Source organism: Bacillus sp. JJ1127 (assembly GCF_036965845.1).
Taxonomy (GTDB): domain Bacteria; phylum Bacillota; class Bacilli; order Bacillales; family Bacillaceae_G; genus Bacillus_A.
Genome location: NZ_JBALQK010000090.1, coordinates 1 through 25,167 on the forward strand (window position 1 = coordinate 1; position 25,167 = coordinate 25,167).

Below are 25,167 nucleotides of genomic sequence, written 5' to 3' on the forward strand. Positions count from 1 at the left end.
GGTTCTTCTTTCTATTTTATTTTTCGTCATAGTAGATTCTCCTCAAATATATTAGTTGTAGTCTACTTGACCTTAATTTTTTTGTCTAGTTCAGTGTAGCCTATACACTATTTTCTTATGATAAGCAAGAAACATAAAAAAAGACTCCTTTTTGTAGGGGCCTTTTTTCTATGTATGCCAATGCTCCAAAATAGTCTAAAGAGTTACTGCTCGAAAGCGTACCCACATTAAAAAAAGAGATGCATTGGCATTATTATATTTCATATTGTATTTTATCGTCTAATAGTTTTCTAGATAGTTGATTATTCTTATTTTCAAGGTCCTCGATGCTTTACATCTGCGGATACGCCTCCCGCTATGGGCTATGTCCTCCTCCAAAACCAGTTAACCCCTTCTATAATTCCTCTGTTTCATACTCTTTCGCGTATAGTATGTAGTCTTTTATTTTTAACTAATTTATTCTGAAAAGACTACGGAAATAGTCTAATACTTTATTCTATAGTCTAAAACATTTTTTTTAATAAAACAATAAAAGAAATTAATAATCTATAAAACAAAAAAGTGAGATAAAATATTTGTTTTGGGGGTACTTCAAAATCTTAGCTTGATGGGCATGTATGGTGACCCCTAATAGCGCATTTCACCGTGCTTATTTTTGTCCATATCCCACTCTACCTTACCCTCAAAGTGAAATTGTACCATTAAAAATGAAAAGTAAACAAAAAAAAGACCAATGCACCCATTGGTCTTCCCTTACTTCCCTATTCACAAACAAGAATTTGCCGAGAAAAGTTTCCTTTTCTTGTTACACAGCGGTCTGTAATTTCCAATCCAATTTCTTCGATCATGTGATCCATTGTTTCGCTTGTTACAACTACTACTTTTTTTGCAATACGGCGCGCATGTTTTAAAATCGAGAATTGATCTTCTGGTGTTGCGCACGTAAATAGATTGTACGGCATATCGATAATTGCTACATCGTAGTTTGTCTGAATGTCTTCGATAGGTCCTACCGTTACGTCTCCTTCAAAACCAAAATGCGCGATGTTTTCTCTTGATCCGATTACGACAAGCGGGTTAATATCACGGCCAACGATGTCAATGCCCATAGAGAGTGCTTCTACCACTACCGTTCCAATACCACAGCATGGATCGATCGCTTTGACTCCATCAGGATTTGGCACAGCGATATTCGCAACAGCTCTCGCTACACGTGTGCTTAGTGACGTAGAATAGCTGCGTGGTTTTTTCACATGATGGAACCAAACAGCCTCGCTTTCCATATATGTTCCGAAGTACCAACGTCCACCAATGATTACAATGCCAAATACACGCTCTGGATGATGCACATCGGCTTCACCTTCAATATGCATGCCGATATCTCGCTCAATAAGGCGGCGTTCTCCGTATTCTATTTTTTTCGATTTATCAAGATCATTAATTTTAACGAAGATGACTTTGAACGTGGATCCAGACAAATCAATCTGTTCGACCTGCTTCAAAATATCTGGCAGTTCATCTCCTTCATACATTACGTCAATCCGTTCTTTAATAAACGGGCTTCGGCTCGGATCAATTTTGATTGTGCTTTTCAATATATTAGAGTGCGATTCCGTTCCAAAAAGTGAGCGCATCTCCATATAACATAAAGAACGTTCCTCTTCGCGAAATGCATACGTATATATATACGCCGGTGTTTGGCTATGATTATCCAATCTATTCCCATCCTTTATCGTATCAAATTGTTCTTTCTCTCAAATGATATCCGTATCATTGTGCAACGTAACGTTGCAAGCGGTAAAAAAGGACTAATAAGCCGAGGCAAAGTTGTCTCATTTTATTAGTCCTTTTTATGAGCTTTTACTTATTTAAAGAACACTTTGTCTACATTATATTTCGACTTTTGTTTATTAGCGATATATGTTTCATAAATTTCTCTTTCCATCGCGTTTTCTACAAGACAAACATCAATTTTGATTACTTCACCTCTATGGTCTTTGATTACTGATACAGTATCTTCAAAATGTTTTTTTATTCTTGGTCTTAACTTTCTTGCCTTACCAACAAACATTAGTTCATTCTTGTTGTTATAAAACATAAAGATTCCACCTTTATCTCTAGGAATTAAGTGAAAATCAGTAAACCCATACATATTACTTAGTTCCGGATCTTTCTGTTTCGTAATTGTAATATCGGGTCTAGGCGCTTTAATTGTAATCACGATTGCTCACGCCCTCTTTCTATATAAAGTTAAATGATATCACAGGCTTCAAGTAAAATCTATTGTAGCTTCCCTCTTCATTGTTGGCATGTTATTTCAAACTAAAACTTATGTATCGATACACTTGGCATGGGGCAGGAAAAGAATCTGACCGCTTCTATGTCCTGATGACAGGGTTCTTGTCACTAACCGTAATGGTTTATAAAGTATTACTTTGCGACTCTTTATGGATGTAGATCGCAAGAACATGGTAATGGCTACTTGTTTTTGAACCAATTTTATTGTAAGCATGGGTACCAAAAACGACCGTTTATGGGACTTTACTTATTTCTACCCAAATAGAGAAAAATACTATTCAAATTCAGTTTCAAAACTCATTAACAAAAATAAAAGCTCCTAACATATTAGTCATATATAATATGTTAGGAGCTTGATATTTTAAGTGTTTTTTGGATTTAGGTCTTGATAACTGGTGTGTAGTAAGGCTCTTTAAAGTTGTTTAATTTCTATCCATTTAAATCTGTTTGCACTCAAAAATCAATAATAAAGTTTCTGTAGTGCTTACAGAAACTTTATTATTTTTTAAAGGATTTTATTGTAAGTTAAATAACCTTATACTCACTTTACACTTATGGGGGCACCCCACACTAATTAAAGATACCGATTCATACAATCTATAAAAATACTAAAAACGGCAATGTACGAACAGTCGTTCATACATTGCCGTTTTTTATTTTTTCGGGAGCAATACAATACCTATACTAATCACAACAAAAATAAGTAACTGCTGCAGAGATAGACCAAATAATAATGGAACTTGCTCAATTATAAGTGAAATGAATATATGCGCAATCCCCTCTACAATTAGAAAACAACTCATGTATTTTCTAGTTCCTAATCTCTCGTTTTTTATCCACAGCCATCCCATTATGCAGATTGCTATCATAATTTCATACATATATATAGGATGATAGGAAAATTTCGAATCATACAGTTTCATTCCCCACGGCATTGTTGTGTTCATGCCAACATGCTGATGGAATAGATAATAAAAAATAATAATGCTTCCGATTGCAAAAGGAAGTACATCTAGTAAAATCCAAAGTGAAAAATCAGCCTTTTTACTTTTCCATATAGCATATCCGCTAGCAATGAAACAGCCAATTATAATGTGATTTACATCTCCAACAGCTAATAATGCTTGCCACGGTGCATGAACAGCCCACTCCGGATTTAAAAGTACCCGTGCAAATTTCCATACTAACATAATAATAAAGAAGCCATTTGTTATCGTATCCATAATTCCCTCATATGGAATACATTGTTTCTTTAACTTCAATTTCATCAAAACCAGCCCAATTAAAACTCCTAATACAGGGGAAATCGGCTGTACTTTCACCATCCATTCCATCATCATTATGATGTCCCCTTTTACTTCTCAATTAATTGTTTAAATTTCTGTTCTAATTGATCCGGAGGCAATACTCCACGCGCTTGATCTACAATAATCCCATCTTTATCAACAAAGAATGTTGTTGGCAGTGAAACAATTTTATAATCAAGTCCTGCCACTCCATCTATATCTAGCAAAACTGGAAACTTAAATCCAAAACGCTCTGCAAACGCCTCCGCTTCTTGCACTGGATCTCCAATCGTTGCATTCACCGCAAAAATTTCGATTTCTCCTTTATATTTCTCATAAAGACGTACTAAGTCTGGTGCTTCCATTTCACATGGCTTACACCATGATGCCCAGAAGTTGATAATATACGGCTTTCCTTTTGCATCATTTAATGAATAAAGTTTTCCATCAAGTCCTTTTAGTGTGATTTTTGGAGCTTTAAATCCTGGCTGTGGTAATACTTCTTTCTCTTGCAGTGCTGCTTGTTTTGCTTTCCGTTCTTTTTCTTCTTGCTTAGAATTATAAAAGTTAACTCCAGCCCAAATAAGCGCTCCAGCCAGTATAATTGCAATTAATTTTTTCACTATTTTCCCTCCTATTTTTTAAAACCCTGTAAATCCATCAAATAATCTGATGAAGAATGCAGTTATTTTAGTCATTTGATTCGTATAAAGTAAAACACCAGTCAAAATCATCATCCCTCCGCCAATTTTCATCATGACACCCGCATATGTCACAATCCATTTTACTTTCCCTATACAAAATGCCATGACAAAGAATGGAACTGCAAAACCAAGCGTATACGCTGTAATATAAAGAAGTGCCTCATCTGGATTTGTCGCACCAAGCATTAACACCGCAGAGAATATCGGACCCACGCATGGTGTCCAGCCAGCTGCATATGTCATACCAACAAAAATAGAACGTATATATCCAGTCGATCTACCCTTATAATGAATTTTCTTTTCTGACATAAGCCATTTCGGTTGAAATAGTCCTGTCATAAATAAACCCATGATGATAATAAAGATTCCACCAATTTGTTGAATCAGCCTTTGATTAGAGGTAAAGGTTACACCAATCCAACTTACAGATAAACCTAGTGCATAAAAAATAATGGAAAAACCGATTATGAAAAACAACGTGTGCATCAGTGCTGACTTTTGCATCATACCACGGTTTTCTTTTAGATCTTGAATGGAAACACCTGTAATATACGACAAATAAGATGGGTATAGCGGAAGCGAACATGGCGATACAAACGAAAGTATCCCTGCTCCTACCACAAGCCATATCGTTAAATCTGCTGCGTTCATTTTTCTCCTCCTACATAACACTACACGAGGTAGTGTTAAATGTTAAAAAAAGAGGCTATATGCACTCTCCAATAATTAGTACAAACGAAATAAGAAATAGCCCCATAGTCACGTAAACTGAATTTGTATGTAACGGTATGCTTAGCTTTATAGGTGATGGACTAACAATTTGCTCAATGCGCAAATTTATTGCCGTCTTCGCAAACGACGCTGTTATAAACGGCGTAGATGCTGTTTTTATTTTAATTAATTTTAATAATGCACTACCTAACGCAAAAGATGATTTCATTTGATTCATCGCGTATTTATCTGCCAATAGCTCCTGATACATATGATAACGCTGTAACATCCCTTTCAATACTGGAACATACATCATCCCTTCTGCTAACACCGTAAAGAGAAACAATTTTAAAGGATCGCGATTCTTTTGATGATATTCTTCATGCAATACAATCGCATCGATTTCTTCTTCTGAAAAAGATTGAAATACCCCTTCTGAAAGAACGATTTTTGGATGAATGACCCCGATAGTAAACGCTGTAACTTCTAAAGATGGTAGCAAATACAGTTGTTTTTCTTTCCGAATCATCCCAACCAAGTTTCTCTGTAATTTCCGGCTATAAAAAAACTGTTTCCATACTCTTTTACATACAACCAATAAGGTGAATAACAACAATCCACTCATTATGATGCGAATAATCGATAATTCTCTCATGTGTTTTTGCAATTCAAAGAGACAAAACTGTGATAAAAAAAGTGTTTTATTTTCAAAGAGAAATGGATATGTAACGTAGTACACTAACATACCGAAAAAGAGAATACTAATGATGTATGCTAACAATACCATTTTTCGTATTTGCCACTTCATCATACTAGTCCTCTTTTTTCAATTGATTTAGTTTTGCTTCTAACTTCTTTATTAAAGCTGGATCAGCTTGGTCTAGTTCATCTAGCATGTGATTCATAACGAGATCACCAAACTCCCCCATTAATTCCTGTGTCATTTTCTTTGTTTGATTTGATAAAAAAGACTCTTTCGTTTGTACAGCACGATATACACCGCTTCTTTTTACCGTTTGTTTTTGTAAGTGTCCTTTTTCTACTAACCGATTCATCACAGTCATTACTGTATTAAAATTCACAGGAGATTCTTCACTGAGCTTTTGCTGAACTTCTTTAATCGTAATATCCGGGGTATTCCAGATAATCTCCATAATCTTCGCTTCGAGCGGTCCAAAGAAATGGTTTAATCCTTGCTCATTTAACTTATAGTTTTGTGTGAACATATACTACCTCCCATCACACTACGAATTGCAGTATGAAATAAATAAAATGTCAAATATAGAAATTACTCAAAAAACATTTCCTTTATTCATTTACGCTTTTTACTTTTCATATTTTGTTACAGCAGGAATGAAACTCTTTTACAGCGAAATTCTACACATAACAAAAATCTATTAGGTGGTGCTTCATTATGAAGTTAGCTGTAATTGGCGGGGGTTATCTAGAGCAAACAGATCATTTCCATATAAATCAACGACTTATAGAGTTAACTGGGAAACAATTTCCTAGGGTACTGTTTATCCCAACGGCAAGCAATGATGATGAAGGTTATATAAAAGAATTTAGAGAAACATTTGAAACACAATTAGGGTGTGATGTTCACATCCTACGCTGTACAAAAGAAAGCATGAGCGAAGATAAAATAAGTGAAATGATTCATTCTGCTGATTTCATCTATCTAGGTGGAGGAAATTATATCAATATGCTTGAAAAGTGGAAGGAAAACAAAATAGATGAAAAATTAATAGCAGCCCTAAACAATGGAACATTCATTGTAGGATGTAGCGCTGGTGCTATGTGCTGGTTTACAACCGGACTTCGTTCTAATTATATAGGAGATAGCTATATAGAAAGCAATGGTTGGAATATGGTAACCAAACACTTCTGTCCCCATTACAATCAACCGGATAGAGCAACCGCTTTCCATTTATTCTTACAAAATCATGCATGTAATATAGATGGAATTGCTTTAGAGGATAATTGCGCTTTATATATAACAGAAAATTCCTTTGAGATTATCGGAGATCCAGAGAAAGCCTGGGAATTCTATATGCACGATGGAAAACTCATGAGACACCATTTTGATGTAACTTTGAAAAGTTATCTATAGGTTCTTTATACTCAATTGAACTACCCCTACCTAACATTCTAAGGAATGTTTGAGGAAGGGGATTCCCCATAGGGACAACTAAGACAAAACACTTAGCCGACCATACCCATTCAACAAAATATGATTCTTCTGCTTTCAAACTGAGACAAACCTTTGATCTCCCAGTCTGTAAGAGCACCGGGAGGAAAAAGTTCGTTGATGGAACGAATCTTGTCGTTACTCGAAAGCTCCATCTGATAGAAGGCATGAACGCGCAAATCAGATAGGATTCTAGACCAATACTTCCACTGCGCCCAGTGATGTAGACCTACCATCTTCTCCGGTAGTAGAGAATACAACACAGGTGGAAGTTTTTCTTCAAAGCCCATTGCTCTTCTAGCAATAACATAAGATGCTGCTTGATGAATACTAATGCCAAAGCGTTTCATATATTTCATTTTACCCATTTGAGAAGTGTACGCTGGATTCACCTCAAATACAGTGACACCCATTTTCTTAGCCCGACTTTGAATAGCTGAAATCATTTTTCGATAGGCAAACATGCTGATGATCCGGTTTGCTTTTTTGTTGCCATATGGGTTCTTCACCTTTGCTTTTGTTAGTTTTAATTTTTCAACTACAAGGGGTTTCTTTGTTTTTACAGCTAAATCTACTAATGCAACCGTTTCTGCTTCGATGATTTTCGTGATTTGTCCGGATGTCTTTCCTTCTAGACCAAAGGAGAATGTACCTATTTTGATAAGTTGTCCTTTTTTATTGATATTTGCCCATGCAAAATGGTCAACATTGCAGTCTACCCCAATGACACCGTCGGATCTACTGAAGTTTTGATTGGAATTTTCGTCCCCATCGATTACACATTTAAAAATATAGTACGCACCATGGTCTTCTATTGCCCAACCAATCGGTTTTCCAGCTTTCTTTTTATTTGTACAGTCCCATTGTGTTTGAACCGCATGATTTACTTGGTCTTGTCCATAAGGAAAGGTAAGATGAGGGATTTCAATGGTTATGCCATTTGGTGTGATGAAGCGAAGAGATTGTGTGTCTGGATTGTAGGTAAAAACAAAGTTTCCTGATTTCGCATCTTTTCGACCTGAAATCAACATGTTTTGATAACGAGCTTGTGTAAAATCATGTTTCCAAAGCTGATGATCTTCCTTGTACTTTTCTACAGTATGTTGTGCTTTACATAATTTCTTACTTCCAAAGACAGCTGAAGAAACTTTGTTTGTTAAGCTATCGAGTTGTTTTTGTAATCGATCGAATCGAAATCTAAGCTTCCTTAGCTTCGATTGCAAATGTTTGATTTCCGGATCTATATAAGTGTGCTCAAATTGGTAGGCATGATAGTAGAGGTCCGTTCGCTTTTTAAATTGAACCACAAAATATCGTCCCATTTGTTGTTCTTTTGATGTTTTATTAAACTTTGGCTTTCCCTTGATGAAAGATTGTTTTATTTTACGTAATACAGTCAAGTTGGATTTCGTTTGTTTGATTTTCTTCTTCACCGCATGAATTTGTTCTTTTTTATTCTCTATGTATAATTTCTGTAATTCTGTCTGGGAAGAAAGGAGGGCATTCGCTTCCTGTACAGCACTATTTGCATAATAGTCATTCAGGGAGAAACGTGATTTGATAGTCATATGCACACTTTGAGAGCGTTTAGAAGTACCCGAACGCTTTTCTAATACTTGTGTTTGAAAGGCAAAATGTTTAGCACGATTCCATAGGAAAAGAGTATATCCTATGGCTTCCACATATTTTGGATGTAATCCACTCTTATAGATTCGATTTGAAAAATACGCTTTTTTCATCGGACACACTCCCTTCGTATTTGGTATATGAAAAATATACCAAATACGAACGTATGTTTCAAGTGGGATGTTTGAAAAAACAAAAAAATAGCGATTCATCCCCCGCCTACCGCTTTCGCGCTTGAGACGGGGGTCTTCTCGCTTAAAATGATAAAAATGTCCCCATTTCAACACAAGGCTACTGAAAAAGTGTCTACTTTGAGTAAATAACAGAATTTTTATCAATATACAGAAATAAAAAAGAAGATAATTATCTATATATAGTGGGTGATTATCTTCTTTTTCTTTTTTAAGGGACTTTTTCAACACTGAGGACATTTTTATTTTAACTAACAAGTCGTGTAATGCGTTTCTTCTGCCATGAAAGTTTATAATAGCCGTATTGTAAAAGTAAGCTCACAATAAATGCTGCTGGATATCCAATCCATATCCCTTTTATACCAAGACTTGTGTGATACGACAGAAAATAAGCAACAGGTACCTCCACAAGCCAAATTGATACGACACCAATGACAGTCGGCCATAGTACAGTTCCACTTGCCCGCATTGTCGCACCAATAATTTGTGCGTGACCGAAAATCAAATAACTCCACAGTGTAATCATAACTAAACTATGTGCAATTTCAATTGTATTCGGACTCGTTAAGAATAACGATAGAATTTCTCTTGAGAACAAGTAAATAAGAGTAATTAATACGCCCCCAATTATATAGTTCATCACAATTCCTGCCCGAACAACTTTCTGCAATCGATCAAATTGATTCGCACCAATCGATTGTGCAGCAAAAATTGACACGGTAATCCCAAGGCTAACCGCTGGCATTTGCACATAACTTGCAACCTGGTTCACAACTCCGTATGCTGCAGTCGCATCAGAACCAAAGCGATTCACAAATGCAATTACCGCAATCTCTGATAGCGAAACTAATATCATGTTAATACTCGCTGGAATACCAAGGCGTAATAATAATTTTAATAGATCCCAATCCATACGAAGATACTTTCGTACTGTGGCATCTAACTGTAATGGATGATTTTTTTTCTTTAAATAAATAAGCATAACAATGAACGTTACAATTGTTGAGATAACAGAAGCATAAGCCGCTCCATAAACATCAAGTTTCGGAAGTCCTAACCAACCAAAGATAAGAACAGGTAATAATATCATGTTTAATGCTGTACTAACAATTAGGAAGTAAAATGGCGTTTTGGAATCTCCTGTACCGCGCATAAATGTTGTATATGCAAAATATAAGAATAAAACTGGCATGGAAATAAATAAAATACGTGCATAATGTACACTTATATCAATGATGTTTTCTGGTGTTCCCATAAGGCGCATAATATCCATTGCAAATATACTTCCCACTACGGCCAAAATGGCTCCTATTATAAAGGTAAAGGTAAGCGTAGTACCAACGATTGCTTTTAAGCGCTCTTCATTACGAGCACCAAACGCCTGACCGATTAAAATAGAACTACCCGATCCAATTCCAATTACGAACGAAACAAGCAGAAAAAACAATGGAAAAAATGCAGAAATAGCAGCTAAATCATTCACACCAAGCCATCGTCCTACCACTACCATACCAAACAATTGTCCAACTGATTGTAATACATTACTTAAAAGTAAAGGAACTAAAAACATGGACATCGATTTCCATATCGGTTTCCTTTCCTTCTCTTGATTCTGTGATTCGACACCTTCTTGGTTGTTATCTGTAGGTGATTTCAAAATTCATTTCTCCTTTTCATTTTCCTTATAACTTAACCCAATATTTACTTCCATCAGGCGTGCGATCTAGAAAACCATATTCAATTAAATATCTTCTCAATGTGACAAAATCCGGATATACATTTCCTAAGATTTCATTAACTTCTTTTTCTGTATACTTCTGAGTGCTATCAAACTTTTTCACTAGATGCTTCAATATGATAAGTTTGCGCTTTTGTTTCTTCGGAAAATTAACAAGTGGTCCATCTAATCCTTCTGTAAAATGCAATTTCAACACTTCATCATTTTCATCTTCTGTAATATTGTACCGGTCATCTACCATTGTAGCTGTGCGGTGAATCGGTAAAAATTTAGACTGTCCTTTTGATTTTTCTTCTGACAATTCCATTAGTGCTAAAAATACCTTCGCCTGCTTCATTTTCTCACGCAATGTAAATCGATGATTACGAATTGTCGATGTACTTCCTCCATCCATCTCTTTCACAATTTCTTTATCATTTAAACCCATATGAAAAAACTGAACCATTTTCTTTTGTAAATCTGTTAAACCCGTAAACTTTTTATCAAGATTTAATAAATATTCGAACATAGATGTATGTTCTTTTTCAATATGCAACTGCGTAAATTTCTCTGCTTCATACAAAATATTGTCGTCTTGATAAATAACACCTTTTATAAAAGTTTCTCCGCAAGCTAAACAAATGTATTCTTCTGTCCCCTCTTCAAATACATATCCTTTTTTCAATTCTTCAACGGAAGCATCCCAAAACTTCTCTGAAATATCACTCATACCAAACAATCCTCCAAACCGTTTATTAAAATTGTAAACAAATTACGATATCGTTTGTTTATGCTTCATCATCTTATCACAAACAGATTAAACTTTTCAAGGTATTGTTTACTCATTTTATAAACATTATTAAAAAACGTTTACCTTTAATCATAATAAAAAAATTATTTCTAAAGGTATTCTCAACAACTGCGGAGAAATAACTCTTAATCAATGGAATTCTCATTTAGCTTCTTCGCTTTCACTACATGTTGCAATGAGGAGATTATTAGAATTTATAACGGGGTGTAAAAAATGATGGTCACAATTCAAGATTCTTGGTTTACTGTACAACAAATCGATACAAAAACATTTGCCATTAGTGAATATGGGCATTGGGAGAAAGTCCACTCATTCTTACTATTAGGAGACAACAAAGCAATTCTTATTGATACTGGATTAGGCATCGACAATATAAAACGAATTACTGATCAACTAACAAATTTACCAATCATCGTGATAACAACACATGTTCACTGGGATCACATCGGGAGTCACGCGGTGTTCGAAGAGATATACGTACATATATTAGAAGAAGATTGGTTAGTTAATGGAATTAAAGGCTTATCTATCGACCAGATTCGAAAAGATATCGCTCGTGACATTACCTTACCTATCCCTAAGGCATTTCATCCCGAAACTTTCAAACCATTTCAAGGAAGACCAACTAGATTACTACAAGATGGTGATATGATTGATATTGGAAATAGAAGCGTGAAAATTATACATACCCCAGGCCATTCGCCAGGACATATATGTGTACAAGATTATGAGACTGGATATTTATTTACAGGAGATTTGCTTTACGAAGGAACCATTTTCGCTTTTTATCCAACAACAGATCCACATGACTTAATTCATTCCCTAGACAAAATCGCAAGCCTTTCACACATTAAACAAATTTACGGGTCACACCATACCCTTGGTCTTCCGCCTACTATTTTGGAAGAAGTGAAATATGCTGTTCAATTTTTAAATGAAAAAGATTTAGTTAAGCACGGTACCGGTACTCATTCATTTCGTCAATTCAGCATTCAATTTTAATTTTTTAATATACAAATCGCTACTATGCATGGCCAAATGCTCTCGTCCCCCTAAAAAGAAAGGGATTTTCATGTCGGTTTTTCAACTTGTATTTATATATATGATAAAAATGTAACTCCAAATTCATTAATTAACATGTTCATTGCATGTAATACAAAAAAGCCAAGACTCTCAAACGAGGATTTTGGCTTTCTATCATTCATTCAAATTATTCTTTTGGTGCGATCATTTTCTTCGGATCTACAATTCCATCGAACTGTTCTTCTGTTAATAATCCTGATTGTAATGCTGCTTCTTTTAAAGTTAATCCTTCTTTGTGAGCATGTTTCGCAATTTTTGCTGCATTTTCATATCCGATATGTGGATTTAATGCTGTCACAAGCATTAAAGAACGATTTACATTTTGATTAATCACTTCTTCATTCGCCTCAATACCAACTGCACATTTATCATTGAATGAAACAGTCGCATCGGCTAATAATTGAGCGGATTGTAAGAAGTTATACGCAATGACTGGTTTAAATACATTTAACTCAAAGTTACCTTGGCTCGCAGCAAATCCAATTGTCGCATCATTTCCCATAACTTGAGCTACCACCATCGTTAAAGCTTCACTTTGTGTTGGGTTTACTTTACCTGGCATAATTGAGCTACCTGGCTCATTGGCAGGAATAATAATTTCACCAAGACCGCTACGTGGACCACTTGCAAGCCAGCGCACATCATTCGCAATCTTCATTAAATCAGCAGCTAACGCTTTTAATGCTCCATGTGCAAAAACAACTTCGTCATGGCTTGTTAACGCATGAAACTTATTTGGTGCTGACACGAATTGTTTCCCTGTAAACTGGCTAATCTCTTCTGCTACCATCGCACCAAATTTAGGGTGGGCATTAATTCCTGTTCCAACTGCAGTGCCACCAATCGCAAGTTCTTTCATATACTTATTGCTATCTGTAATCATACGCTCTGTTTTTTCAAGCATGCGGTGCCAACCGCTAATTTCTTGACCTAATGTTAGAGGCGTTGCATCTTGCAGGTGCGTGCGCCCAATTTTAATAATATGTTGAAAAGCAGTTACTTTTTCTTGTAATGTTTCTTTAAATTTCGTAATTGCTGGCAGTACTTGATTTTCCACCGCAATGACACAAGCAACGTGAAGCGCTGTTGGGAATGTATCATTTGAACTTTGAGACATGTTCACATCATCATTTGGATGAATATGTACATCAAGTCCTTTTTCTTTTAAAATTTGATTCCCCCGGTTTGCAATTACTTCATTTACATTCATATTCGATTGTGTACCGCTGCCTGTTTGCCATACAACAAGCGGGAAATGCTCATTCCATTTTCCTGCCAAGATTTCATCAGCTGCTTCTACAATTGCCTGAGCTTTTTCTTCTGACAACTTCCCTAATTTCTGGTTACTAATCGCGGCACTTTTCTTTAAAATTGCAAATGCCTGTATAATTTCAAGCGGCATATGCTCCGTTCCAATTGGAAAGTTTTCTTTACTGCGCTGCGTTTGTGCTGCCCATAATTTATCAGCTGGAACTTTCATTTCTCCTAATGTATCTCTTTCAATTCTGTACTCCATTTTTTCATCCCCTTAAAAATAAAATACCTACATTCTTATTGTAACAGACTTTCATTAGAATGATAAAGATTCTCACTTACGTTAAGATAATTTCATCCTCCTGTCAAAATAGCAAAATATGTACTTAAAAAAATAAAAAAGGCCACCCTTTGCTTTTCGCAAAAGATGACCTCTTTGTTACTATGATACTTGCTTCCCTTTTTCAGTATCATCCACATACCACATGAACTTACCTGTATATCCGTAAATTACTGCAAGAATCAATGATACAAAGCTTAACCACATAAATGGGACGTATGATAATGTTGACACACCTAGAATACCAGCCATAAAGATCCCGTTATCAGACCATGGAACCATACCTGAAGTTAACGTTCCGCCTACTTCTGAGTTACGGGCTAACACACGGCGATCTAATTTCAATTTATCATAGCTTTCTTGCATAATTTTTGGTGTTAAAATAAGTGATACATACATTGCACACCCAAATACATTTGCTAAGAATGCAACAATTAATGTGGAAAGTGTTACATTTCCTGCAGAGTTTAGTTTCTTCTCAAATTTTGAAACGATTACTTTTAAAACACCTAGTTTTTCAAGTAATCCACCAAATCCTAATCCGAAAATAATCACTGCTACTGAACCAAGCATACCGTTGATCCCGCCGCGATTTAGCAGCTTATCAATGAAATCTACACCTGATTGAATAGAGAAACCATTATACGCCGTTCCAATTGCATCCCCAAAGTGCATGCCCTGGAAAAGAGTTGCCCAAATCGCACCGAGAAGCGCTCCCATTGCAATCGTTGGCATTGATGGTTTTTTCATTGCTAATAGTGCAATAACAATAACCGCTGGAACAAGCATCCATATTTTAATATCAAAGTGCTTTAATAAAGATTCTTTTAAAAACTCCACTTTTTGTAAATCAACATTATCTCCGCCATACATCCATCCGGCAACTGTAAACATAATACCGGTAATAATGTATGCTGGAACATCTAATACAAGCATAGCTCGAACGTGCGCAATAACATCTACTTTTGCCATTGAAGCAGCAAGTACTGTACTATCAGAAAGTGGCGATAATTTATCTCCAAAATAAGCGCCTGAAAGAACGGCACCAGCAACCAGCGGCAATGGCAAACCAAGTCCTTCACCGATTGCCATCATAGCAATACCTGCTGTACCAACTGTTCCCCATGATGTACCTGTTGCGATAGAAGTAATGGAACAAATTATTAATGTTGCTAATAAGAATATACTCGGATGAATGAATTCTAACCCGTAGTAAATTAATGTCGGTACAACACCGCCAGCAATCCATGTTCCAATTAGTGCTCCTACAGCAACTAAAATAAGAATGGCTTCTAATCCATTGGTAATTCCTTTCGTAATTGCCTCTTGCAATTCTTGATAACGAAATCCTAACCTTAATCCAAGCGCAATAACTAAAAACCATGAAATAAATAGCGCTAATTGAATTGGGAGATTAAAAATCGTTTGAAAAGAAAAGACGACAGCAAGAAACAGTAATAATAGAATGATGATTTCCGGAATCGATGGTAATCTTACACTTTTCATTTGTTTCTCTCCTTACAAGTCGATAACATGATGTGTGTCGTCTCACGTGTATACTACATACAAAAGACAAAACGCAATTTTCACATTATTTCGATTTATTTTTCCAGTATAATATATACAACATTTTCTATTGTAAAAGTAGATTGTGCTTTTCGCAATGAAAATTATAAAAAATATTGCATTTTTATTTATAATTTCCGATAATGCATATTCATCCATTACGAAAAGCAAGTCTAAAAACGAACTTTAAAAATAACAATATATGTAATTGGAAATATTTTTAACCAAAAGTTAATTGTATAATAAAACATCAACTAAAATTCAATTTGCTTAGCTGGTTTAACATTAGCGAACCACTGAGCAAATATTTCGTTATGATGATCAATAATTTGTGATGCAGATAAGATTTTAGAATCATATGTACTATGTCCATCTTCTACAAGGGTAAGCTCATATCCAAGACTATAAGCACGCCTGCATGTTGCATCCACGCAAATCTCCGTTTGAATTCCTGTCACTACAATTTGTTTTATATTTCGTTCATCTAGTTCCTGTTGCAAGTTCGTTCTATGAAATGAATCCGGATGATTTTTTTCAATAATAATGTCTTCCGTTAACGGGGCTATAGATGTATGAATTCCCCACCCAGGAGTCTCTCTTTCAAGTAAAGAACCAGCCTTTCCATTGTACTTCATATAAAAAATAGGTACTTTAGCAAAGCGAGCTTTTGAAATTAACAACTTGATATTTCCTAATAACTCCTCTCCCCTATATAGTGGTTGCTCCTCCTGAAAAGACCCTGTCTGCACATCAATAATAAGTAATGCGGCACAATTTCTTATCATAAAAAATCCCTCCAAAACATTTTTTTAGCACAATCACTCAACATGTTCACTTGAAAATTCACCTTTTTAATGTGTCCAAAATACGTTATCAAATTACGCATAATGAATGATTGAAATGACTCGTATATTCAACTATAGAGTGGAGCATTTCTTCAACGCATGCTGATTATGAATTGAGACCATTGAACTTTCTATCAAAATGAAATAATACAAGGATGAAAAAGAAGAAGCTGTCTCCAAAAGGTCGTTTTTTCTCAACCTTTTGGAGCAGCTTCTTCTTTATCCAACTTCACGATCTTCTTGTTGATTATGCACTTCTTTTTCTTCTTTCATTAACGCATACGGTGTACACATATATGTTTTAGCAATTTCATCGTATGTAACACGAGCTTTTACACCAAATACATTTTCGAACAATTCATCATTTAAAATTTCTTTCGGTGCACCTTCCATTACTTTATTCCCATCTTTTATAGCAACAAGATGATGTGCATATTTCGCCGCATGATTTAAGTCATGTACAACCATAATGACTGTCCGATTCTCTTCTTCATTTAACTTCTTTAATAGTTCGAGTACTTCAAGCTGATGTGCCATATCTAAATATGTTGTTGGTTCATCTAATAATAACAATTCTGTATCTTGTGCAAGTGCCATTGCAATCCAAACTCGTTGCCTTTGTCCACCAGATAGTTCATCTAATGTACGAGTTTTAAAATCAGTCATTCCCGTTACTTGCAGTGCCCAATTGACCATATCATAGTCTTGATCACTCCGTTTTCCAAGTAAACGTTGATGTGGATATCGTCCATGCCACACAAGCCCCTCAACTGTAAGTCCTTCAGGTGCTGTCGGAGATTGAGGCAAAATAGCTAGTTTTTTCGCTACTTCTTTCGTTGGCATTGTTTGAATAGCCTTACCATCTAAATAAACATTCCCTTTTGTTGGTTGCAGAAGACGTGCTAATGATTTTAAAATTGTCGATTTCCCGCAACCATTTCTCCCTACTAGAGCTGTAATCTTCCCATTTGGAATATGTAATTCTAAATTATGAATAATAGTATTCTCTCCGTAGGTAAGTTCAAGATGCTCTGTATATAAACTCGTCATCTTGTTCACTCCTTATTATATATCATTTATTTTATGCTGCTTTTCTCTTAACAATTAGGTAAATAAAATAAGGTGCTCCAATAAGTGCTGTAATGATTCCGGCTGGTATTTCAATAGGTGGGATTATAATTCTTCCCACCATATCTGCGCCGACTACAAGTAATGCACCAAGTAAAGCCGAAACTGGCAAAAACACTCTACTATCTGAACCAACTAACAAACGTGCTGCATGTGGAATAACAAGACCAACAAAGCCAATTGTTCCTGCAACCGCTACAGAACTAGCAGCTAATCCAACCGCTGTACCAATTAGTATGAAACGGACAATATTTAAGCGCATACCGAGTCCTCTTACTGTTTCTTCATTCAATAAGAGAAGGTTAATTTGTTTATAACTTAAAAACACAATCACAGATCCAACAACGGTCCATGGCCATAGCATTTCAACGTGTTGCATAGACCGTGCATATAAACTTCCTTTTAACCAAACAAGTGCCTGTGAGGAATCGAGCGCAAACTTTACAATAATAAATGTAATTAAAGCCTGTAAGCCAGCAGATATTGCGACTCCGCATAACGCAAGACGTTCTGGTTTTAACCCGCCTTTTTGGTACGATAACACATAAACAAGTATACTTGCGAGCAGTGCACCCAAAAACGCGGCAACAGGAAGCATCATCGGCGGTGCACTCGGGAACACTAAAAGCATCACAACAGCAACAAGTCCTCCTCCAGCAGAAATCCCAATAATATCAGGAGCAGCAAGCGGATTTCTCGTAATGCTTTGTAAAATAGATCCTGATAGTGCCATATTAATACCTACTAACGCCGCGATTACCAGACGTGGCACACGATATTTTAAAACGACTCCTTTCCCTGTTGTTATTTCTTCCACGATTTGCGAAAACGGTGTTGGAACTGCACCTAACCTTAAGCTAAGCACTGCAAAGAGAATTAATAATAGAACGCCTACTATCATAATCATTGTGAATCGCCCAAATTTCTTCATCACATAGCACCCCTCTTTCTTCTCATTAAGTAAACAAAGAATGGTGTGCCAAGCAATGCGGTAATAACGCCCACAGGTGTATCTGCTGGATAGGAAACCCACTGCGCTACAAAATCAGCAAAGACAAGTAAGTTCGCTCCAAGTAATGCTGAAAATGGTATAATGATTCGATAATCTTCACCGACGATTTTCCTTGCAATATGTGGAACCATCAAACCTACAAATCCAATTGGGCCTGCCACTGCAACCCCGCTTCCAACTAATAGAACAATGATAAGTGCAAAGATGCGGCGTATACGAAGGACATTGATCCCTAATCCCCGCGCTGTTTCTTCACCAAGAGCGAGAATATTCAGCTGATTTGCTAGTAAAGCAGTAATAATAATAACTGGGCCTGCTGTTACTAATGTTAACTTTATATCAAGCCAATTTGCCCCAGATAATTTACCAGCCATCCAGTATAAAATTTCATTTAGTTGTGTTTCATATAATAAAATAGATCCTGTTGTTACAGAACCAAGAAAGAAACTAACAGCAATCCCAGCCAATACAAGGCGCGACGGTGTATACTCTCCGCGAAACGCCAAGGAATAAACAACACTGCCACCAACTGCAGCACCAACAAAAGCTGCTATTAAAATAACAAAGCTCGCATCCTTATCACCAAAAATTAAAAGAGCTAACACGACAAAGCAAGAAGCACCTTGGTTTACCCCCATAATTTCTGGATCTGACAACGGATTACGTGTAATTCCTTGTAATAAGCACCCCGCAACTGCTAGCGCAGCACCAATTAATATTGCGAGTAAAACACGTGGCATACGTACATGCCACACTGTATAATAAATTAAGTTTTTCGTATCTGCCGAAAATACTTCATGCAGATTAGATAGTGTAAGGCCTTTCACACGAAATAAAACAGAAATACTAGCGATTACTAGTAATAATAGAAAGAAAAAAATAAATTTAAAAACAGAAGGAGCATACGGAAAAAGTTCCCGTTTGCTCTCTAATTGTTCCTCCTTCAAAGCAGTCCACTCCCTACTTAGCTGACTGACCAGTAAAAGCTGGGATGGCTTCATCTAAAATTTTTGATGCTGCAATTGGCCCGCGGCCACGCGCCCATAGGTTACGATCCACATCAATTACATGTTTTTCTTTTACAGCTTTTAAGTTATTATATAGTGGGTTTTCTTTAAATTTCTCAACTTTTTCACCATATAAGAATATGTAATCCGGATTAATTTCATTTAAGCGTTCCATAGTGATTTTTGCGATTTCCGCCTTACCTTCTGTTTGCTCTTTTTTACCTTCAAATGCATATTTCACACCAATGTCTGTCATTAATGTTCCAATAAAGGAATCTTTAATCCAAACAGAAAATTCACCATCAAACGCACCAATTACAACTGCAGTTGGTTCACCTTTTATTTGTTCTTTTGTTTTGGCAATCTTATCTGTTAACTCTTTCTTTATCTCTTTTGCCTTATCTTCTTTACCAACAGCTTTTGCAATGGTATCAACATTTTCTAATACTTCTTGATAGCTATTATCGTCTAAAGCAATCGTTGGTGCGATATCTTGTAATTCTTTCTTAACCATATTATGACGATCCTTACTTGCAATAATTAAATCTGGCGTTGCTGATTGAATTACCTCTAAGTTTGGTGCTTTCCTCTCACCTACATCCGTTGTTTGTTTCACTTTATCTTGTAAGTATTCTGGAACTTTTGTTTTTCCTATCCCTGCAGTTGCAACTGGTGTCACTCCTAAAGCTGTTAATGTATCAGTAAATGAGAAGTCCAGTGCTACCACTCGTTTTGGAGTTTCCTTCAACTCTGTTTCTCCCCACGCGTTCTTAATTTTTACTACTCCAGTTTGTTTTGTTGTTTCTGCTTTATCTTCTTTCTTCACCGTCTCTTTTGATTCCGCTCCACATCCGGAAAGAGCACCCACCGCTAACGAAAATGCTAATGCGGCAATACCAATTTTCTGTCTTTTCATTATGTAATCCCCCATCCACTAATATTGATAATCATTTTCACTTAATATAATAACATAATTTTGATAATTGTCTATACTTTTACAAATTATGCACCTTTTGTATGACATCATCGAATACATATTGTTTACGTACAAATGAAGAAGACATCCCACTTTGCATCCCGCTATATACTGGAACAAACTGAATTTTGTCACCGACACGATATGTTATACTATCTGTTATATCAATAATTAAATGATCACTACTTCCGCCAAGAATTTCGATATGCTCATCAAGTGGATATAATCCGCTAATATCCAAATCTTGTCGACCAATCGCAACGATAGCCCGCAATCGTTCTCCTTTCTCTTCAAAACATGGAACTTGACCAAAAGCGTTTTTTCCAATCACTCCTTTAGGCATCGAGGGCTTTCTTTTCATCTCAATAATCTCAGCTTCCACCAAAAATATATCTTGGTACATAAAAGGAATGTTCTTCCCATATGCTGTTTCTTTCCCGAGGAAAATAGCTTCGCCAATCCGAAGAGAATTGACACGCCCTATGTCTTTCCTCTGTAAGATAAGAGGTAAAGAACTAGAATTTCCGCCCGAAATAATTGAAAGTGGCTGTGCGATTTTTCTTTCAACTAACTCAGCTAATTGCGTTAACTCTCGTAAAGAAGACTCAGTTGGAATCACACCGCTAAAACAAGTGAAATTAGCTCCAATACCAAAAAGTTCTATTCCTTGCACTTCAACTACCCTTTGTGCAGTCTCTACCGTTTGTTCAGGCAGTATCCCTTCACGAAGATCTCCTAAATCTACCATTAAAATAACCCGATGTATTTTTCCGCATCGTACTGCCGCCCTTCCTAACGCTTCAATCACACAAAATTCAGAATTCAAACTAATATCTGCGGTCTGAACCGTCTCCTCCACTTCTGATAAAGCTGGTGTACGAATTAAAAGCAATTCTACACCGCTTCCCATCAGCGAACGGATTTTTTGGAGATGTTGTAATCTTGAATCCGCAAACCTTGTAAATCCAACTTCACTTAAAATTTCAATTACTTTTGTTGCAGCCCCCACTCCTTTAGTTACAGGAAAACACATAATATTTGCACGCTCGCACAGTTGTTTCATCATAAGAGCATTATGCTTTAATTTTGAAAGGTTTATTTTCATAATGGGTAACACGATGCATCCCTCCTACATACAAAGCGGATTTGCAAAATTTGTATATAAATACGATTTTGCCTGATCATGTATTCTCATCGAAAAAAGTGCCTTTGTTTCAATGAAAGGAGCAAATATTGCTGCTTTTTGCTCTTTTGTTGCCCCTGCCATAAAATCTTCCACAACAGCTGTAACAATTCTCCATAACTCTTTTTCTTGTATATCATCAATCGTTCTCGCTATTGTAAATAACAAATCTCCAAAATGATTTTGTAAAACAGAATGAATGAATTTGTTATACACTTCGTTCATATCATCCGTAAACAACGCCGCTTCTCGCATGCTATCAAGATTTATCCATTTTGCTAATTTCTCTTTATGAATTCTCACCCCACCAAGATCACGAACAAGAATACGAGTTACTTCACCATCTTTTGTAGCAATAATCGAATTTTGCATATGTCCTTCTAAGGCTATCCCATACTGTAAAACCAACTCCAATAATGGAAGCATCACTTTTTCAGTATAATGAGCTATATAGTGACATACCTCTTTTTTACCAACGTCTTCCTTTCCGAAATATGTACGCATGATATCTAAAATGACCGGTTCATTTTCTTTTAATGGATTACTTGCTGTTAAACTAGCACCGACCCATAGTAATTCTCCTTCTCTTCTATATTGATTGGGGTCTTCTCGTAAAATAAATGCTAGATTACGTCCTAAATCTCTATTATTCTGTTTAGAAAAGTAAGCTCCTACCCGCTCTCTTATAACAACGACAGATTGCTCTAACCGTTGCTCCTTTTTATATATGCTATCTAGTACTTCGGATAATAACGGGCCATTTACTGTAATTTCTGGCGATACAGTACGAACAGCACTCGTTGCTTGTGCCCGTACTGGAAGTTTCACATGATATGGTAGTTCTAATATATTCATTGTTCGAAATGATAGTGTTGCACGTGAAGACAATTGATATGGAATTGGAATAATCCATCCTTCTTCCAATTCTGGACCGTATTCTTCTTGTAATACATGCTCATATTGCCATGGATGAATAAGAAATGGATAATAATCTTCCATTCTTTTCTCTTTATTTATAAGTAATGTATATACTGCTTCATATAAATCTGATGAACTTTCGTATATGAGTGGTTTTTTTATATGATCTCCTGTTACTTCAGCTACATCTTTATGAACAAGCAAAACGTTTAATGGAACAACATGTTCAAATTCTGGTGCATACAACTTTACTTCTTCTTTTAATAAACCAAGTTTCGTTTTCGTAGATGGATGAAGCGGATGGCCTTCAATAACGAGTGATTCCGTATAAATAAACTCATCAAATGGTAGGCATATTTTTAAAGTTTTTAAAAATTGATATAGATTATTTGGTCTTGTTTTTGTTACAAACATAACGTTTGTCTCTAACTGTTGTTTCACCCATTCTTTTTTCCGATCCCATGCCTCATACGCTAACTCTAAATTGGTTACACTGTTTTCCAATTCTTCTTGTAAAGATTGTAAAATATAAATATATAAAAATGGAGCTACTTCTTTCCAAAACATTGACAATGACTCAATCCATCTTATATGTCCACGAACTTTAAAACGAATTGGGAATATAAACTCGTATCGTTCAAATGCACCTTCTTGCTTGACTCCTAACAATAATTCCACATCGTTTAAACTATCTACAATTTCTATGCCCTGCTCATGCTTGCATATCGTACAACTCTCTTGTAACACCTTCTCTCGAATAAGTGCATTACAAAAACGATTTAAAATACTTCGTTCTGCTTTTACTCTATTAACTCGTTTGCTTTGAATGGACAAACTCTCTCCCCCTCTTCTTTTGTTGTTTCAGACTGATAAATTGAAATACAAGTGGAATCATACATACAATCCCCATCAAAATAAATGTTTCGACAATCCCAACATATTCAAGAGAATAACTAACTAAAATTGAACCGAGCGGAATCATCCCTCGATCCATCAGCACTACGCTAAGCATCAGTCCTCTCTCTTCCTCACGGACATGATGCTGAAAATAAACACGATTACTTGATCGTAATAGCTGACCAAATAAACCAATAGAGAATAAGAGAATAAAAAATACATATGCATTACTAATAATCAGTAGCGCTAAAGAAATTGAAAATAGGATTAAGCTAGCATAATACAGACGCACTTCTGAAATATAGCACAGTGCTTTCGGCAAAATTATAGTAGCTATAATCGCACCAATTGCAGCTGATGACATAGCAATTCCAAACACTTCTGCTTTTCCCTTAAATTGATTTGAAACAAGCGCTGGCAAGACAGACGTATAGGAAAAACCGAAGGCCATTGTAATAAGTGATGTCACAAAGATATTTCTTCCCATTTTGTCATAAGAGAAATACGCAATAATTTGCTTCCAACTCGCTTTTCTCTTTTCTTTTCGTTTTTTCATCGATTGATCTTTCATTGATAAAACAAGAACCCAGGCAATAAGTGAACAAACGGCCTGCATCATAAATGTTAATGTAATATGCCCTGCTGCGATAAGAAATCCTGCTAATGCCGGGCCTGTTGATCGACAAACATTCATAACAAATGAATGCATGGAAATCAGTTTGCTAATTTGATTATTTGTATCAATATCTGAAAGAAGTGTATTCCGATTTGGTGTCTCTAATGCACTAATTACCCCTCGTATAAATGAAAAAAGTAAAAAAACAAAATATGAAGGAGTAACGAAAGCAGCATAAATCGCAAGTAAAGTTGTGAATACAAATCCCAAAAAAGAATATGATTTCATTAATTTGACACGTGGATATAAATCACACAGTTTTCCTGCATACACACTAAATAATGCAATAGGAATAAGTCGTACAAAGTTTAACCACCCTAAATAAGTTGCACTATGGTACAAATCATAAACGTACCAATTGATAGCGGTCATTCCGAGCCAATTCCCCATAAACAAAAAAAATGAACTAATAAAAAAAGGTTTTCGAATAAGAATCACCCCCAATTTTTTGTTGCAATTTTAAATAGACTCTTTATAATTGAAAATGATTATCAACGTCATCATAGAAACAATATAAAATATTCTCTCTTTTTTGTAAAGATTAAAAATTAAGAAAGGTGGTTCCTATGCAATTAACGAGCATTCATTCATTTGATATAGAAGAACAAACACTATTTTCTTTTTTACAGCAAAATCATCCACCGTTACATGAAACATATAAACAAAATCTATCTAAAGGGCGGGAGGGTATATTAGAACGCCTCCTCTCTTCTGTCATTCGAGAAAATATAAGCAATCTAATGGATA

Annotated in this window: 23 protein-coding genes; 3 read left to right on the forward strand and 20 right to left on the reverse strand. The window is 35.8% G+C overall.

Translation table 11 applies throughout. The features are described 5' to 3' along the window. Nucleotides 1-761: 761 nt before the first annotated feature. The 7 genes from V7183_RS10335 to V7183_RS10365 all read right to left on the reverse strand — a co-directional run bounded on the left by V7183_RS10335 (nt 762) and on the right by V7183_RS10365 (nt 6,225). Nucleotides 762-1,715 carry a TRM11 family SAM-dependent methyltransferase gene (locus tag V7183_RS10335; RefSeq protein WP_335359426.1) on the reverse strand — a complete coding sequence of 318 codons (954 nt, stop codon included), beginning with the start codon at nt 1,713-1,715 and terminating at the stop codon, nt 762-764. Nucleotides 1,716-1,864: 149 nt separating this feature from the next. After that, entirely contained in the window at nt 1,865-2,221 is a 357-nt protein-coding gene (locus V7183_RS10340; RefSeq protein ID WP_335359427.1) for a nucleotide excision repair endonuclease, read from the reverse strand. 730 nt (nt 2,222-2,951) lie between these two features. Continuing rightward, complete coding sequence (locus V7183_RS10345; protein WP_335359444.1) at nt 2,952-3,635, reverse strand: prolipoprotein diacylglyceryl transferase family protein; 684 nt, start codon at nt 3,633-3,635, stop codon at nt 2,952-2,954. Nucleotides 3,636-3,652: 17 nt separating this feature from the next. Further along, nucleotides 3,653-4,207: a TlpA family protein disulfide reductase gene (locus V7183_RS10350; RefSeq protein WP_097898862.1), complete on the reverse strand. Its 555-nt coding sequence runs from the start codon at nt 4,205-4,207 to the stop codon at nt 3,653-3,655. 18 nt (nt 4,208-4,225) lie between these two features. Then, a complete protein-coding gene (locus V7183_RS10355) occupies nt 4,226-4,939 on the reverse strand; it encodes a cytochrome c biogenesis CcdA family protein (protein ID WP_335359428.1) in 714 nt (237 codons plus the stop codon). A gap of 55 nt (nt 4,940-4,994) precedes the next feature. After that, nucleotides 4,995-5,807 (reverse strand): M56 family metallopeptidase, encoded by an 813-nt coding sequence (locus tag V7183_RS10360; RefSeq protein WP_335359429.1) that lies wholly within the window; start codon nt 5,805-5,807, stop codon nt 4,995-4,997. A gap of 4 nt (nt 5,808-5,811) precedes the next feature. Next, nucleotides 5,812-6,225 (reverse strand): BlaI/MecI/CopY family transcriptional regulator, encoded by a 414-nt coding sequence (locus tag V7183_RS10365; RefSeq protein WP_335359430.1) that lies wholly within the window; start codon nt 6,223-6,225, stop codon nt 5,812-5,814. A 188-nt stretch (nt 6,226-6,413) separates the two neighbouring features. Between V7183_RS10365 and V7183_RS10370 the strand changes: the two genes are divergently transcribed. Continuing rightward, on the forward strand, nt 6,414-7,112 hold the full coding sequence (locus V7183_RS10370; RefSeq protein ID WP_335359431.1) for a peptidase E: 699 nt from the start codon (nt 6,414-6,416) through the stop codon (nt 7,110-7,112). A gap of 110 nt (nt 7,113-7,222) precedes the next feature. Here V7183_RS10370 and V7183_RS10375 read toward each other — a convergent pair whose 3' ends face one another. The 3 genes from V7183_RS10375 to V7183_RS10385 all read right to left on the reverse strand — a co-directional run bounded on the left by V7183_RS10375 (nt 7,223) and on the right by V7183_RS10385 (nt 11,454). Beyond that, complete coding sequence (locus V7183_RS10375; protein WP_335359432.1) at nt 7,223-8,929, reverse strand: IS200/IS605 family accessory protein TnpB-related protein; 1,707 nt, start codon at nt 8,927-8,929, stop codon at nt 7,223-7,225. A 325-nt stretch (nt 8,930-9,254) separates the two neighbouring features. Beyond that, on the reverse strand, nt 9,255-10,664 hold the full coding sequence (locus V7183_RS10380) for an MATE family efflux transporter (protein ID WP_335359433.1): 1,410 nt from the start codon (nt 10,662-10,664) through the stop codon (nt 9,255-9,257). Nucleotides 10,665-10,689: 25 nt separating this feature from the next. Beyond that, complete coding sequence (locus V7183_RS10385; protein ID WP_335359434.1) at nt 10,690-11,454, reverse strand: DUF2087 domain-containing protein; 765 nt, start codon at nt 11,452-11,454, stop codon at nt 10,690-10,692. Between the two features lie 297 nt (nt 11,455-11,751). On the opposite strand from V7183_RS10385, the gene V7183_RS10390 reads away from it, so the two are divergent. Further along, nucleotides 11,752-12,537: an MBL fold metallo-hydrolase gene (locus tag V7183_RS10390; RefSeq protein ID WP_335359445.1), complete on the forward strand. Its 786-nt coding sequence runs from the start codon at nt 11,752-11,754 to the stop codon at nt 12,535-12,537. A 208-nt stretch (nt 12,538-12,745) separates the two neighbouring features. Here the strand turns inward: V7183_RS10390 and fumC are convergent, their stop codons facing one another. From fumC to V7183_RS10440, 10 genes are all read right to left on the reverse strand, one after another. Continuing rightward, nucleotides 12,746-14,134 (reverse strand): class II fumarate hydratase, encoded by a 1,389-nt coding sequence (gene fumC / locus V7183_RS10395; RefSeq protein WP_335359435.1) that lies wholly within the window; start codon nt 14,132-14,134, stop codon nt 12,746-12,748. A 180-nt stretch (nt 14,135-14,314) separates the two neighbouring features. Then, nucleotides 14,315-15,718, reverse strand: coding sequence for a Na+/H+ antiporter NhaC (gene nhaC, locus V7183_RS10400; protein ID WP_097898869.1), 1,404 nt, complete (start codon nt 15,716-15,718; stop codon nt 14,315-14,317). Between the two features lie 314 nt (nt 15,719-16,032). After that, the gene (locus V7183_RS10405; protein ID WP_335359436.1) at nt 16,033-16,563 is read right to left on the reverse strand and encodes a cysteine hydrolase family protein; all 531 of its coding nucleotides are present in this window, start codon (nt 16,561-16,563) and stop codon (nt 16,033-16,035) included. A gap of 279 nt (nt 16,564-16,842) precedes the next feature. Beyond that, a complete protein-coding gene (locus V7183_RS10410; RefSeq protein ID WP_335359437.1) occupies nt 16,843-17,673 on the reverse strand; it encodes an ABC transporter ATP-binding protein in 831 nt (276 codons plus the stop codon). 31 nt (nt 17,674-17,704) lie between these two features. Then, nucleotides 17,705-18,682 carry a FecCD family ABC transporter permease gene (locus V7183_RS10415; protein WP_335359438.1) on the reverse strand — a complete coding sequence of 326 codons (978 nt, stop codon included), beginning with the start codon at nt 18,680-18,682 and terminating at the stop codon, nt 17,705-17,707. Continuing rightward, nucleotides 18,682-19,710, reverse strand: coding sequence for a FecCD family ABC transporter permease (locus V7183_RS10420; protein WP_230322455.1), 1,029 nt, complete (start codon nt 19,708-19,710; stop codon nt 18,682-18,684). Before V7183_RS10420 ends, V7183_RS10415 begins: the two co-directional genes overlap by 1 nt. A 13-nt stretch (nt 19,711-19,723) precedes the next feature. Then, the gene (locus tag V7183_RS10425) at nt 19,724-20,686 is read right to left on the reverse strand and encodes an ABC transporter substrate-binding protein (protein WP_335359439.1); all 963 of its coding nucleotides are present in this window, start codon (nt 20,684-20,686) and stop codon (nt 19,724-19,726) included. Between the two features lie 79 nt (nt 20,687-20,765). Beyond that, nucleotides 20,766-21,863: an alanine/ornithine racemase family PLP-dependent enzyme gene (locus V7183_RS10430; RefSeq protein WP_335359440.1), complete on the reverse strand. Its 1,098-nt coding sequence runs from the start codon at nt 21,861-21,863 to the stop codon at nt 20,766-20,768. 12 nt (nt 21,864-21,875) lie between these two features. After that, nucleotides 21,876-23,681 (reverse strand): IucA/IucC family protein, encoded by a 1,806-nt coding sequence (locus V7183_RS10435; RefSeq protein WP_335359441.1) that lies wholly within the window; start codon nt 23,679-23,681, stop codon nt 21,876-21,878. Next, nucleotides 23,656-24,858, reverse strand: coding sequence for an MFS transporter (locus V7183_RS10440; protein WP_335359442.1), 1,203 nt, complete (start codon nt 24,856-24,858; stop codon nt 23,656-23,658). Before V7183_RS10440 ends, V7183_RS10435 begins: the two co-directional genes overlap by 26 nt. Before the next feature lie 128 nt (nt 24,859-24,986). Here V7183_RS10440 and V7183_RS10445 point away from each other — a divergent pair. After that, nucleotides 24,987-25,167, forward strand: a 181-nt coding sequence (locus tag V7183_RS10445; RefSeq protein WP_335359443.1) for a hypothetical protein, incomplete at its 3' end; no start/stop codon positions are given.

Coding starts and splice junctions, on each gene's coding strand:
- V7183_RS10345 (WP_335359444.1), bottom strand. CDS start 3,635: ATGATGGAATGGATGGTGAAAGTACAGCCGATTTCCCCTGTATTAGGA.
- V7183_RS10355 (WP_335359428.1), bottom strand. CDS start 4,939: ATGAACGCAGCAGATTTAACGATATGGCTTGTGGTAGGAGCAGGGATA.
- V7183_RS10360 (WP_335359429.1), bottom strand. CDS start 5,807: ATGAAGTGGCAAATACGAAAAATGGTATTGTTAGCATACATCATTAGT.
- V7183_RS10365 (WP_335359430.1), bottom strand. CDS start 6,225: ATGTTCACACAAAACTATAAGTTAAATGAGCAAGGATTAAACCATTTC.
- V7183_RS10370 (WP_335359431.1), top strand. CDS start 6,414: ATGAAGTTAGCTGTAATTGGCGGGGGTTATCTAGAGCAAACAGATCAT.
- V7183_RS10375 (WP_335359432.1), bottom strand. CDS start 8,929: ATGAAAAAAGCGTATTTTTCAAATCGAATCTATAAGAGTGGATTACAT.
- V7183_RS10385 (WP_335359434.1), bottom strand. CDS start 11,454: ATGAGTGATATTTCAGAGAAGTTTTGGGATGCTTCCGTTGAAGAATTG.
- V7183_RS10390 (WP_335359445.1), top strand. CDS start 11,752: ATGGTCACAATTCAAGATTCTTGGTTTACTGTACAACAAATCGATACA.
- fumC (WP_335359435.1), bottom strand. CDS start 14,134: ATGGAGTACAGAATTGAAAGAGATACATTAGGAGAAATGAAAGTTCCA.
- nhaC (WP_097898869.1), bottom strand. CDS start 15,718: ATGAAAAGTGTAAGATTACCATCGATTCCGGAAATCATCATTCTATTA.
- V7183_RS10405 (WP_335359436.1), bottom strand. CDS start 16,563: ATGATAAGAAATTGTGCCGCATTACTTATTATTGATGTGCAGACAGGG.
- V7183_RS10410 (WP_335359437.1), bottom strand. CDS start 17,673: ATGACGAGTTTATATACAGAGCATCTTGAACTTACCTACGGAGAGAAT.
- V7183_RS10415 (WP_335359438.1), bottom strand. CDS start 18,682: ATGAAGAAATTTGGGCGATTCACAATGATTATGATAGTAGGCGTTCTA.
- V7183_RS10425 (WP_335359439.1), bottom strand. CDS start 20,686: ATGAAAAGACAGAAAATTGGTATTGCCGCATTAGCATTTTCGTTAGCG.